This is a genomic window from Thauera sp. JM12B12 (assembly GCF_039614725.1).
Lineage (GTDB): Bacteria > Pseudomonadota > Gammaproteobacteria > Burkholderiales > Rhodocyclaceae > Thauera.
Window position 1 is genome coordinate 936,278 of the sequence record NZ_CP154859.1, and the last position, 13,082, is coordinate 949,359.

Annotated in this window: 10 protein-coding genes; 8 read left to right on the forward strand and 2 right to left on the reverse strand. The window is 69.0% G+C overall.

All coding sequences use genetic code 11. The features are described from left to right. Positions 1 to 91 precede the first annotated feature (91 nt). The 6 genes from AAG895_RS04135 (at position 92) to AAG895_RS04160 (ending at position 7,177) form a co-directional block, all read left to right on the forward strand. Positions 92 to 1,006 (forward strand): adenylate/guanylate cyclase domain-containing protein, encoded by a 915-nt coding sequence (locus AAG895_RS04135; protein ID WP_345794293.1) that lies wholly within the window; start codon positions 92 to 94, stop codon positions 1,004 to 1,006. Positions 1,007 to 1,108: 102 nt separating this feature from the next. Then, positions 1,109 to 2,119, forward strand: coding sequence for an efflux RND transporter periplasmic adaptor subunit (locus AAG895_RS04140; RefSeq protein WP_345794294.1), 1,011 nt, complete (start codon positions 1,109 to 1,111; stop codon positions 2,117 to 2,119). 10 nt (positions 2,120 to 2,129) lie between these two features. Then, positions 2,130 to 5,201, forward strand: coding sequence for an efflux RND transporter permease subunit (locus AAG895_RS04145; RefSeq protein WP_345794295.1), 3,072 nt, complete (start codon positions 2,130 to 2,132; stop codon positions 5,199 to 5,201). A 312-nt stretch (positions 5,202 to 5,513) separates the two neighbouring features. After that, positions 5,514 to 6,089, forward strand: coding sequence for a TMEM165/GDT1 family protein (locus AAG895_RS04150; RefSeq protein WP_345794296.1), 576 nt, complete (start codon positions 5,514 to 5,516; stop codon positions 6,087 to 6,089). A gap of 60 nt (positions 6,090 to 6,149) precedes the next feature. After that, complete coding sequence (locus tag AAG895_RS04155) at positions 6,150 to 6,854, forward strand: AzlC family ABC transporter permease (RefSeq protein ID WP_345794297.1); 705 nt, start codon at positions 6,150 to 6,152, stop codon at positions 6,852 to 6,854. A 35-nt stretch (positions 6,855 to 6,889) separates the two neighbouring features. Continuing rightward, positions 6,890 to 7,177, forward strand: coding sequence for an AzlD domain-containing protein (locus AAG895_RS04160; RefSeq protein WP_345795363.1), 288 nt, complete (start codon positions 6,890 to 6,892; stop codon positions 7,175 to 7,177). Between the two features lie 64 nt (positions 7,178 to 7,241). Here AAG895_RS04160 and AAG895_RS04165 read toward each other — a convergent pair whose 3' ends face one another. Then, positions 7,242 to 8,660, reverse strand: coding sequence for a solute carrier family 23 protein (locus tag AAG895_RS04165; protein ID WP_345794298.1), 1,419 nt, complete (start codon positions 8,658 to 8,660; stop codon positions 7,242 to 7,244). A 121-nt stretch (positions 8,661 to 8,781) separates the two neighbouring features. Then, complete coding sequence (locus AAG895_RS04170) at positions 8,782 to 10,422, reverse strand: acyl-CoA synthetase (RefSeq protein ID WP_345794299.1); 1,641 nt, start codon at positions 10,420 to 10,422, stop codon at positions 8,782 to 8,784. A 236-nt stretch (positions 10,423 to 10,658) separates the two neighbouring features. On the opposite strand from AAG895_RS04170, the gene AAG895_RS04175 reads away from it, so the two are divergent. Beyond that, complete coding sequence (locus AAG895_RS04175) at positions 10,659 to 12,230, forward strand: ATP-binding protein (protein ID WP_345794300.1); 1,572 nt, start codon at positions 10,659 to 10,661, stop codon at positions 12,228 to 12,230. A gap of 46 nt (positions 12,231 to 12,276) precedes the next feature. After that, positions 12,277 to 12,990: a response regulator transcription factor gene (locus AAG895_RS04180; RefSeq protein ID WP_345794301.1), complete on the forward strand. Its 714-nt coding sequence runs from the start codon at positions 12,277 to 12,279 to the stop codon at positions 12,988 to 12,990. Positions 12,991 to 13,082 lie beyond the last annotated feature (92 nt).

The window sequence follows — 13,082 nt, forward strand, 5'->3', positions numbered from 1 at the left end:
AGCATCCGGACGTTGCGCAGTCCAACGACCCGCCCTGCCAGTGGCCGGCGGGTCTTGGGCTGCGCGCAAGAACGAAAGGGTGGGGGAGCGCGTGGAGCAATCGGTCCGGACCGTGGTATTCGCCGATCTGACGGGGAGTACGGGTCTGTTCGAGTCGGCAGGCAACGTGGCGGCGACGCAGATCGTCACCCGGTGTACGCACGCGCTCGGCCGGCACCTCGCCTGTGCCGGCGGTCACGTGGTCAAGTACCTGGGCGACGGCGTGCTGGTGCTGTTCGACGATCCCGTGGCGGCGGTGCAATCCGGTGCGCGCCTGCAGGAGGTGCTCCAGGAGCTCGCCAGCGTCGAGCTGCGCCGCGCGCCGCTGGGCGTCAAGACCGGCATCGACCGCGGCCCGATCGTCGAGCACGATGGCGACTGCTATGGTGACGCGGTCAACGTGGCCGCGCGCCTGAGCGACCGGGCGCAGACCGGCGAGACCCTGATCGGCGAGGCGGTGTTCGCCAGCCTCCCCGAGTCGCTGCGCATCGCCTGCCACAGCCTCGATCGCATCAGCATCAAGGGCAAGGCCGAACCGATGCGGGTGTGGCGGGTGGACTTCGCGCGCACGGCCGAGACCACGCTCACCACGCTGCTCGGCTTCCACGAGCTGGTCGACGGCGAGCCGCCGTCGCGCAGGGTCGACATCCACCGCCTCGACCAGCACATCGAGTTGCATGCCGACGACGCACCGCTGATCATCGGCCGTGGCGAGGGGGTCGGCTTCTCCATCGACGATCCGCGCGTCTCGCGCCGGCATGCGCGGGTGGAATGGATGGGCGGGCAGTGCCTGCTTACCGACTTCAGCAGCAACGGCAGCTGGGTGCGCTTCACCGGCTCCGCCGCCCCGGTCATGCTGCGCCGTGACACCTGCACGCTCTACGGCGAGGGCGAGATCGGCCTGGGTGCCACGCCCGACGATTTCAGCGCGCCCACCCTGGGTTTTCGCGTCATCGACGAAGGCTGAGCAGGGCGCCGTCCGCGTGCCGCCGGTGCGCGGTGGGTGCCAGTCCCCCGAACCGATGCCCCTGCCCGCCGAATGCCTTCCATTTGCTCCCACCGAATCGCGATGAGACTGCTCGCCTTCATCCTGCTCGCGCTGTCGACCGGCGTGCACGCCGAAACATGGTCGCCGCGCCCATTGGCCGAACTCGCCATCTATCCCGAGTTCCGCGCGCCCGCGACCGTGGTGGCGCGCGAGGAGGCGCGCATCGCCGCCGAGCTGTCGGCGCGCGTGGTCGCGATGCCGGCGCGCATCGGCGAAGCGGTGGCGCGGGGCGCCGAGCTCGTGCGGCTGGACGACGCCGCGTTCCGCATCGAGCTCGACCGCGTGCGCGCCCAGATCGCGCTCATCGACAGCCGGCTGCGGCTGGCCCGCGCCCAGCTCGAGCAGTCGCGCGCGCTCGCCGCGCGTGGCTTCATCAGCGCCGACGGCCTGCGCATCCGCGAGACCGAACTCGGTGTGCTGCAGAGCGAGCGTGATGCGGCGCGGGCAGCTCAGGCCGCGGCCGAGCTGGCGCTCGCGCGCACCGTGATCCGTGCGCCCTACGATGGCGTGGTGCGCGATCGGCGTGCCGCGGTCGGCGACCTCGCCGCCCCCGGCACGCCGCTGCTGACCCTGTCCGCGACCGCGGACGCCGAGATCCACGCGCGCGTGCCGCAGGCGCAGATCGACAGCCTGCAGGCCGCCGGCGCGTGGACGCTGGTCGCGGGCGAGACGGTCCGTCCGCTGCGCATCCGTCGCGTGTCGCCGGTGGTCGAGGCGGCGGGGCAGGCGCGTGATGTAGTGCTCGCCGCGGCGGCGGGCGATGCGCCGCTCGCTCCCGGCCTCGCCGGCGAGCTGCGCTGGCGCAGTACCGTGCCGCATCTGCCGCCGGCCTACCTGCAGCAGATCGACGGCCGGCTCGGGGCATGGGTGGTGCGCGCCGGCGAGCCGGTGTTCGTCGCGCTCCCCCACGCTCAGGCGGGACGCCCGGTCGCGGTCGACTGGCCGCTGCAGACCGCGGTGGTCGACCAGGGGCGCTTCGCGCTCGGCCTGCGCGACGGCCAGACGTCGGGCGCCGGCGTGAACGGGCAGTGAGGAGCGTGCGGTGAGGGGGCTCTACGGACGGCTGATCGACAATCATCCGCTCGCCAACATCGCCTTCGCGATGGTGCTGCTCGGCGGGCTGTTCAGTTACCTGACCATGCCGCGCGCGCAGGACCCGGAGATCAACTTCAACTGGGTCAGCATCATCACCACGCTGCCGGGCGCCTCGGCCGAGGACGTCGAGCGCGAGCTCACCGGGCCGCTCGAGGACGCGATCAAGCAGGTCAAGGACATCCGCTTCGCCTCGTCGTCGAGCCGCGAGGGCGTGTCCTCGATCCTGGTGCGCTTCGAGGAGCTCGCCGAACGCCAGTTCGACAAGCGGGTCAATGACCTGCGCCGGGAGATCCAGAACAAGGCCTCGGCCGAGCTGCCGCCCGATGCGACCGACCCGGTGGTGATGGAGATCACCAGCTCGAATGGCTTCCCGACCGCGATCCTGATCCTGCACGGCAGCGGCGGCGAGTCGCTGCGGCGCGCGGGCTTCCTGATGAAAAAGGAGCTCGAGGGCCTGGCCGGGGTGGACCAGGTCATCGCCGCCGGGCTCGACGACCCCGAACTGCACGTCGATTTCGATCCGGCGCGCGTGGCCGCCGCGGGATTGTCGCCGGCGCAGGTGGCCGACGGCGTGGCGGCCTGGTTCAGCAACACCCTTGCCGGCCGCGTGCGGGTGCAGGATCGCGAGTGGCTGGTACGCATGGAGGGCAAGACGCCCGATCCGGAGACGCTCGCCCAGGCCGCGGTGGTGACGCCGCAGGGCCGGGTGGCGCTCGAGGAGATCGCCGAGGTGGTGCGCAGCCACGAGCGCCCGAGCCAGCTGGTGAGCTACAACGGCCGGCCGGCGATCATGCTGTCGATCACCAAGCAGGTGGACGCCAACACCCTGGAGCTGGTCGAGCGCCTGCAGGCCTTCGCCTCCGAGCGCAACCCGCTGCTCGCCGCGCAGGGGGTCCAGCTGGCGGTGATCGATGACCAGACTCACGCCACCCGCCACGCGATCGGCGTGATGGAGTCGAACGCGATCTTCGGCCTGTTCGCGGTGCTGGTGATGTGCTGGATCTTCCTCGGTTCGCGGCTGGCGCTGCTGGTGGGCCTGGGCGTGCCGTTCGCGCTCGCCGGCACCTTCATCGCGGTGGATCTGATCGACTCCACCTTGAACCTGACCGTGCTGCTCGGCGTGGTGATCGCGCTCGGCATGCTGGTGGACGACGCGGTGGTGATCGTCGAGGCCATCTACTACCGCCTGCAGCGCGGCGACGACGCGCGCGAGGCGGTCATCGGCGGCGTGGGCGAGGTCGGACTGCCAGTACTGTCCTCGGTGCTGACCACCGTCGCTGCCTTCCTGCCCCTGATGCTGCTGCCCGGCATCCTCGGCAAGTTCATGTTCATCGTGCCCTTCGTGGTCACGGTCGGCTTGCTCGTCAGCCTGGCCGAGGCCTTCTGGATCCTGCCCACCCACGTCCTCGCGCTCGGCATGAGGCCGGCGCGGCGCACCCGCGCACAGGTACTGCGCGAGAGGCTGACGCACTGGCTGCGGGTGAAGTACGCGCGTGCGCTGGTCGCCGTGCTGCGCCGGCGGCGTCTGGCGGCGGCGGCGCTGGTCCTGCTGGTGGCGGGGGCGGGCGGGGCGGTCGCCACCGGACTGGTGAAGGTGCAGTTCTTCGCCTTCGACTCGATGCGGCTGTTTTACGTCAGCGTGGACATGCCCGCCGGGGTGACGCCCGAGCGCACCCTGGCCGAGGCCGAGCGTGCGGCGCGGGTGCTCGAGCAGGCGATCGACGGCAGCGAGCTGCGCTCGATCGCGACGTATGCCGGCCTCAAATTCACCGACACCGAGCCCGTCTATGGCGACCAGTATGCGCAGGTGCTGGTCTCGCTGCTGCCGCGCGCAGGCGACATGCGGGACACAGGCGACATCATCGCCGGCGTGCGGCCGCAGATCGAGGCGCTCGGCGGTGAAGGCCGGTTCTCGTTCATGGAGATGAAGGGCGGGCCGCCGACCGCGAAGCCGATCTCGGTGAAGATCAAGTCCGACGACTACCCCGAACTGCGCGCGGCCGCCGATGCCCTGCTCGCCGAGGTGGCGAAGCTGCCCGGGGCGAAGGACCTCACCGACGACGACGTCCCCGGGCGCAGCGAGATGCGCCTGATGCTGAACCGCGAGAAGCTCGCACGTGCCGGCATCAATCCCGCCGAGGTCTCGCGCCTGCTGCGCCTGTACGGCGAAGGCGAGCTGGTCGCCACCACCCGCGATGGTGGCGAGAAGGTCGAGGTGATCGTGCGCGCGCGCCAGGAAAGCCTCAACGACGTCACCGAGCTGCTGCAGCGCGTGGTGCCGCTGGGCGACGGCCGCAGCGTGCAACTGGGCGAGCTGGTGGATCACGAGTTGCGCCTGTCCAAGGGCTACATCCGCCACTACCAGCTCACGCGCGCAATCACCGTAGAAGCCGAGCTCGACCGCAGCGTGATCGATACCGTCGAGGCCAACGACCGACTGAAGGCGGCCTGGGTGCAGCTGCAGCCGCGCTTCCCCGGCGTGGAGCTGGACTTCTCCGGTGAGCTCGAGGACATCCAGGAGAGCCTGGACTCGATGGGCAAGCTGTTCCTGCTCGGCATCGGTCTGATCTACCTGATCCTCGCCACCCAGTTCCGCAGCTACTGGCAGCCGCTGATCATCCTGCTCACCGTGCCGCTCGCCTTCACCGGGGTGATCCTCGGCCTGATGGTGTCGGGCAATCCGCTTTCGCTGTACACGCTGTACGGCGTGATCGCGCTCACCGGCATCGCGGTCAACGCCGCGATCGTGCTGATCGACGCCGCCAACGAGCGCCGCGAGGCCGGCATGAGCGTGCAGCACGCCGCCATCTACGCCGCGCGCCGGCGCGTGGTGCCGATCCTGATCACCTCGACCACGACCATCGGCGGGCTGCTGTCGCTGGCGATCGGGCTGGGTGGGAAGTCGCTGATGTGGGGGCCGGTGGCGGCGAGCATCGTGTGGGGGCTGGGGTTCTCGACCGTGCTGACGTTGTTTGCGGTGCCGCTGGTGTATCGGATGGCGATGGAGCGCGGTCGTTAGCACCGAGGCGGGGGCTGGCCCCCTGTGCTCGGTGGGCGTTCTAGCGTCGAGCGGTGGCGCACAAATCCGCCGGTGACGCGCGGGGTATTCCTGCCGCGAGGCGTGACGTGGAGACGGCACATGGCATGAAGACCTGATCAGGAGGAGGCCGTTCGCGTCCCCGCAACGAGCCGTGAAGTCGCGACAACTCAGCAGTGACTCAGCGTTCCCTTTGAAAAGGCACCAGGTCACCGGCCCACCACAACGACACAGCGGTAGAATGCTGCGCCGCGACAAATTCGTCGCCCCAGCCCCTCGCCGACCTCGCCCGCCATGGACGCCTTCCTCGTCTCCACCGCAATCGTCGCGCTCGCCGAAATCGGCGACAAGACGCAGCTGCTCGCCTTCATCCTCGCCGCCAAGTTCCGTCGCCCGTGGCCGATCGTGCTCGGCATCCTGGTGGCGACGCTCGCCAACCACGCCTTTGCCGCCGCGGTTGGCGCCTGGCTGACCACGCTGATGGGGCCGCAGACGCTGCGCTGGGTGCTCGGCCTGTCCTTCGTCGCGATGGCGGTGTGGACGCTGATCCCGGACAAGCTCGACGAGGACGACGCGAAGCTGCCGCGCTTCGGCGTGTTCGGGGCGACGCTGATCGCCTTCTTCCTCGCCGAGATGGGCGACAAGACCCAGGTCGCCACGGTGGCGCTGGCCGCGCAGTACCAGGCGATGGTAGCGGTGGTGGCCGGCACCACGCTCGGCATGATGATCGCCAACGTGCCGGCGGTGCTGCTCGGCGACCGCATCGCGGCGCGCATGCCGGTGAGGCTGGTGCATGGCATCGCGGCGGCGATCTTCCTCGGCCTGGGTATCGCCACCCTCGCCGGCGCCGGAGAGGGGCTGGGCTTCTGAGGCCTGCCCCGCGCCGGCAGGATCGCTGCTAAGCTTCGTCGCTTTTTGCACGGAGCGCCTATGAATTCCGCATTTCGCCAAGGGGCGCGCGAGGGCCTGCGCGACTTCCTGCCGATCTCGGTGGGTCTGTTGCCGTGGGCGATGGTCACCGGCATCGCGATGCGCTCGATCGGTCTCACCGAGCTCGAGTCGCTCGGCATGAACCTGCTCGTCTACGCAGGCACCGCACAGCTCGGTGCCTTGCCGCTGATCGCCGCCGGCGCGCCCTTGTGGCTGGTCATGCTCACCGCGCTCGCGCTCAACCTGCGCTTCGTCATCTTCAGCGCGGCGATCGCGCCGGTCTTCCATGGCATGCCGCTGGCGCGCCGGCTGGCGTCGAGCTACCTGCTCGTCGATGGCGTGTTCGCGGTCGGCGCCGACAAGCTGCTCAACGCCGCGGACCCGCACTGGCGCTGGGGCTACTACATCGCGCCTTCGGCCTTCAACTGGTGCGTGTGGCAGCTGTTCACGGCCTTCGGTATCTTCGGCGCCGAGTTCATGCCGAGCGACTGGTCGCTCGAGTTCATGGTGACGATCGCGCTGATGGTCATGGTGCTGCCGATGGTGCGCACGCGGCCGATGCTGGTGGCGGCGCTCGCCGGCGGGTTGGGCGCGGTGCTGCTGCGCGGGTTGCCGCTGCGCCTGGGCGTGGTGGCGGGGATCGCGGTGGGCATTGCCGCGGGCTTCGTCGCGGAGCACTGGCAGCAGCGCGGGAGGCCGTCGTGATCGAGGGCATCAGCTTGTGGGTGGCCTTCGCGCTGATGGGCATGACCACGGTGGGCACGCGTGGCAGCTTCATCCTGCTCGGTGAGAAGGGGCGCTTGCCGCCGGCGCTGCAGCGCGCGCTGCGCTATGCGCCGGCCGCCGCGCTGTCGGCGCTGGTGATGCCCGATCTGCTGATCGACGGCGGCGAGGTGTCACCGCTCAATCCCAAGTTCGCTGCCGGGCTGGTGGTGCTGGCGGTGGCGCTGCGCTGGCGCAATCCCTGGCTGCCTTTCATTCTCGGCATGGCGGTGCTGCTGGGCATGAGAAAGGGGCTGGGCTGGTAGCGTCGGCTACCGGCTCCAGCCCCGTGGGTGGTGGCAGGCACGCGGCCCGCCGCCTGGTGGTGCGTCAGGTCTTCTGCGCGACGCCGTGCTCGTCGCCAGCCTCGATGTCGGCGGTGTTGTCGCCGATGATCGACAGGTCACCCTTGGCGCGTTGCGCCGCGTTGGGGCGCTCGATCAGCCAGTACAGCACGAGGCCGATCACCACCGCATACACGGTCGCCTTCGGGTCGGGCATCGCCAGCGTCACCGCGACGATGCCGGCCACGCCGCGCTCGGTCGAGTTCTTCAGCTCTTCCATGCCCACCATGATGCAGATGTAGGCGGTCAGCACCAGGGTGAGCGACAGCGCGATCGGCAGCACCGGCTTGAACACCGACACCAGCGGCAGGATGAACACGGCGATCAGGCCGGTGATCCAGAAGGTGCCGCCACCCGAGTAGATCGAGTCCATCGCCTTGCGGCCCAGGGCGTAGCGTTCGGCAACGGTGGCGTGGGCGGCAGTCCACAGCGGACCGGCGAGGCCGGGCCAGGGGGCGAGCAGCGCATGCAGGCCGTTGCGCATCGCCGTGACGAGGTGCACGCGGGTGACGTCGAGCTCGATCTTCTCGTCCGGGCGCAGGTGGTCGACGCGCTTGCACAGCGTGAAGCCGACCAGGATGTCGCCGAAGGCGATGACGTACGCGATGATCGCGGTCGGAATCGCGAGCAGGAACATCTCCGTGGTCGGCATGCCGGTGTTGAACACCAGGTAGTTCATCATCCCGCCGAAGTCCGGCTGGGTGATGCCCCATTGGATGTCGGGCAGCGGGTACTCGCCAACCACCCAGCCCACGGCCATGGCGATGAACATGCCCGGGATCATGCCGAAGTTGGAGATCGCCTTGGCGAGCTTGTTGGTTTCGACGATGTGCTTGAAGGACAGCGAGAACAGGATGTAGGCCGATACGATCGAGCCGATCAGCAGCGAGATCGGCGTGTTGTCGATGCGGCCGCCGGTCTTGAGCTCACCCATCATCGCCGCGATGCCGGCGCCGATGATGATGCCGCTCTTGAGCGAGTTCGGAATCACCGTCACCAGTTTGTTGCCCAGACCGGTGAGGCCGAGGAACAGGAAGATGATGAACACCTCGACCTGCAGCGCGAACATCGCCTTGACCGCTTCCGGGCCGGGCTCGAAGTTCTGCAGGAAGAGCAGGACGACCGGAATCGCCGGCGTGATCCAGCCCGGCACCAGCGGCACGCCGAACAGCGCGGGCAGGAGGTAGCCGATGCCGGCGACGACGCAGAAGGCGAGCGCGGCGTCATAGGGCATACCGAGGTATTTCATCAGCAGCGGGATCATGCCCAGGCTGACAACGAACATGAAAAGGCCCTGCACCATTTCCGCGAATTCCCAGCGGTAGTGGATGAAGGGCAGGCGGACCTTGAGCGGCCCGAGCGGCCAGTAGGGGTGCTCGGCGCCGTGCTGGCGTTGGATGGGCATTCTGGACTCCGGATGTTGTTGTTTGTTGTGGGCGGACACCGTCCCGCCGGCCCGCGTCAGGTGACGGCGGGACGGTGAGATCGGGACGCGGAAGGGACTGAGTATCAGCCGGCTGATCTGCTTACTCGATGGCCGAGGCGGACTTGGCCATTTCGCGCAGGGCGAACTTCTGGATCTTGCCGGTGGAGGTCTTGGGCAGGATGCAGAACTCGATGTGCTTGGGCACCTTGTAGCGCGCCAGGTGTTCGCGGCAGTGGGCGATGATGTCGGCGGCGGTAACGCCGGCGCCTTCCTTGACCTCGATGTAGGCGGCGGGCACTTCGCCCCACTTCTCGTCCGGGCGGGCGACCACGGCGGCGGTCATCACCGCGGGGTGGCGGTACAGCACCTCTTCGACCTCGAGCGAGGAGATGTTCTCGCCGCCCGAGATGATCACGTCCTTGGAGCGGTCCTTGATCTTGACGTAGCCGTCCGGGTGCATGACCGCGAGGTCGCCGGTGTGGAACCAGCCGCCGGCGAAGGCTTCCTGGGTGGCCTTCTCGTTCTTCAGGTAGCCCTTCATGACCAGGTTGCCGCGGAACATGATCTCGCCCATGGTCTCGCCGTCGGCGGGCACCGGCTCCATGGTCACCGGGTCGAGCACGGTGATCGCTTCCTGCATGTGGTAGCGCACGCCCTGGCGGCCGTTGCGCTCGGCGCGACGGTCGATGGGCAGGGCGTCCCACTCGGGGTGCTTGGCGCACACCGAGGCCGGGCCGTAGGTCTCGGTCAGGCCATAGACGTGGGTGATGTCGAAGCCGATGCGCTCGGCGCCCTCGATGATGGCGGCCGGGGGCGCTGCACCGGCGATGAGACCGGCGACGCTGTGCTCGATGCCGGCGCGCAGGCCGTCGGGGGCGTTGATCAGCATGCCGTAGACGATCGGCGCGCCGCACATGTGGCTGACCTTGTGGCGGCGGATCAGCTCGTAGATCAGCGCCGGGTCGACCTTGCGCAGGCAGACGTTGACGCCGGCGTTGGCCGCCATCGTCCACGGGAAGCACCAGCCGTTGCAGTGGAACATCGGCAGCGTCCACAGGTAGACCGAGTGCTGCGGCATGCCCCAGCTGATGACGTTGGAGGCGGCGTTGAGGTAGGCGCCGCGATGGTGGTAGACCACGCCCTTCGGGTTGCCGGTGGTGCCCGAGGTGTAATTGAGCGCGATCGCGTCCCACTCGTCGGCGGGCAGGCTCCACTTGAACTCGGGGTTGCCGGCGGCGATGAAGTCTTCGTAGAGCAGGGTGCCGACGCGATCGGTGCCGGGGTATTCGTCGTCGAGGGCGTCGATGACGAGCGGCTTGTCGCCCTCGAGCAGCTCGAGCGCGGCACGGATCACGGTGGCGAACTCGGGGTCGGTGATCAGCACCTTGGCTTCGCCATGCTGCAGCATGAAGGCGATGGCCTCGGCATCCAGGCGCGTGTTGAGCGTGTTGAGCACGGCGCCGGTCATCGGCACGCCGAAGTGGGCCTCGAACATCGGCGGCACGTTGGGCAGCATGACGGCGACGGTGTCGCCCTTGCCGACGCCGTGGGCGACCAGCGCGCTCGCCAGGCGGCGGCAACGTTCGTAGGTCTCGCGCCAGGTGTAGCTGCGTGCGCCATGCACGACGCTGGTGCGCGTGGGGTAAACCATCGCGGTGCGCTCGATGAAGCTCAGCGGCGACAGCGGCACATAGTTGGCCGGATTCTTGTCCAGACCTTGTTCGTATGCGATTTTCGACATCCTTCTCCACTCCCGGTTTTGCAACAGGTTAGCGACGCGCGGTGGACGGCCGGGTACAGCGCCGGGCATCCATACCGTCGGGTATGGAGAATGGCAAAAAATCTTGTCTGCAATTGCGTTGGAATGTACTCAATCTTGTCCGGGCCTTGCCGCCCGGGGTGCGGACTCTAGAATGTTCCGTTTCCCTGCGCCCGCAGCGGGCGGGGGATTTTCGCAGTGGAGGCCGGCGCAGGGAAATGAGTGAGGATCAGTCATCGTCGGGTCGTGGACCGCTGAGCCACAGCGAACTGCGGCTGCGCCAGATCACCGACACCATTCCCGCGCACATCGGGTATTTCGACTGCGATTGGGTGTTCCGCTACGGCAACCGGCGCTACGCGCAATGGTTCGGCACCACCAGCGAGGGCATGAAGGACCAGCCGATCCTCGCGGTGATCGGGCCGCATGTCTTCGCCCAGGTCGAGGACAAGGTGCGCCGCGCGCTCGCCGGCGAGGAGGTCAGCTACGAGTACAGCATGCCCGGGCCCGGCGGCGAGACGCTGTACACCCGGAGCACCCTGGTGCCCGACTTCGGGCCCGATGGCGAGGTCATCGGTTGCTACGTCCATGCGGTGGATGTGACCGAGCAGCGCCGCACCCAGGGGGCGCTCGCCCAGGCGCAGAAGATGGAGGCCATCGGCCAGCTCACCGGCGGGCTGGCGCACGACTTCAACAACATGCTGACCGTGGTGATGGGCAACCTGCAGGGGCTGGTGGAGGCGCTCGGCGAGCATCCGGCGGTGGCGGAATACGTCGAGCCCGCGCTCGCCGCCACCGAGGGCGGCGCCGGCCTGATCCGCCGCCTGCTCGCCTTCTCGCGCCAGCAGCCGATCGTGCCGGTGGTGGTCGAGGTGAACGAGCTGGTGCTCGACATGGCGCGCATGATCCGGCGCTCGCTGCCGAGCACGATCACGATCTCCACCGCCTCGCGCGACGTGGACCTGCGCGCGCTGGTCGACCCCAACCAGCTCGAGAGCGCCATCCTCAACCTCGCTCTCAATGCGCGCGATGCGATGCCCAATGGCGGCGAGCTGCGCATCGAGTGCTCGCTCGAATGCATCGAGGGTGCGGCGGCGGCTGATCTCGAGCTGCCGCCCGGCTGTTACGTGCAGATCGCAGTGGCCGACAACGGCACCGGGATGGACAGCGCGACGCTCACGCGGGTGTTCGAGCCCTTCTTCACCACCAAGAAGTTCGGCCTCGGCAGCGGGCTCGGCATGGCGATGGTGTACGGCTTCATCAAGCAGTCGGGCGGGGGCGTGCGCATACGCAGCCGGCAGGCGGTGGGGACGACGGTGTCGCTGCTGCTGCCGCAGGCGCCGCGCGGGCGCGAGCCCGGACCGGAGGCAAGTCCGCCGGCGCCGGACGCCGCAGTGTCCGGCGCGGCCCTCGTGCCCGAACGTCCGCTCGAAGGCCGCCTCGTGCTGCTGGTGGAGGACGATGACAAGGTTCGCGACGTGGTGCGCAAGCAGCTGTCCGCGCTCGGCTGTGCGGTGCTCGAGGCGGAAAGTGGCCACGAAGCGGCCGACATGGTCGAAAATATCCCGGCGATCGCGCTCGTGCTGTCGGATGTCGTGATGCCGGGCGGGATGGACGGCCGGGCGCTGGCGCGCTTCGTCCGCCGGTTCCGGCCCGGACTGCCGGTCGTGCTGATGAGCGGCTATGCCGAAAAGGTGCAGGCCGGGCTCGAGGATGCCGCCATTCCGGTGCTCGGCAAGCCCTTCACCCAGGAGTGCCTGCTCGCGGCGCTGCACGCTGCGATCGCCTGAAGTCCGGCGCGTTGCCGGGCAGGACCCCTTGCGTGGAGAGAGGGTTGTGAGCGACAAGCCCCAGGCGCTGATTCACGTCGTCGAAGACGATGCCGCGGTGTCGCGGCTGATCACCGGCACGCTCGAGCGTTTCGGCTACCGTCATGCCGCGTTCTCGAGCGGCGGCGAGTTCCTGCGCCAGCTGCGCGTGCAGGTGCCCGACGCGGCCATCCTCGACCTCGGCCTGCCCGACATGGACGGCATGGAGGTGCTGCAGCAGTTGCGCAGCCGCTATCGCTTCGGCCTGCTCATCGCCACCGGCCGCGACGACACCCACGACCGCGTGATGGGGCTGGAGCTCGGCGCCGACGACTACGTGGTCAAGCCCTTCGAGCCGCGCGAGCTGATCGCCCGCGTGCGCAGCATCCTGCGCCGCTACCAGCCCGAGCCCGCCGTGGACGCGCAGTCGCCCGCCGTCGCCCACTTCGCGGGCTGGTGCTTCGAGCGCGGCACCCATCGCCTGGTGTCGCCCGAGGGGGTGGAGGACACGCTCAGCCTGGCGGAGTCGCAGTTGCTGATCGCCTTCCTCGAGCGCCCCAACCAGATCCTGTCGCGCGAGCAACTGCTCGCCGGGCGCGACGTGTGCGCGCTCGACCGCAGCATCGACCTGCGCGTGTCGCGCCTGCGCAAGCGCTTCGAGCAGGGCGGGCACAGCGGCAAGTTCATCAAGACGGTGTATGGCGCGGGCTATCTGCTCGCGGCCACCGTCAGCTGGAGCTGAGGCGGAGGTTGCGGACGCAACCGCCGGTAGGAGCAACCGCCTGTGCGAGCAACACCTGTGGGCACAACACCTGTGGGAGCGGGCTTGCCCGC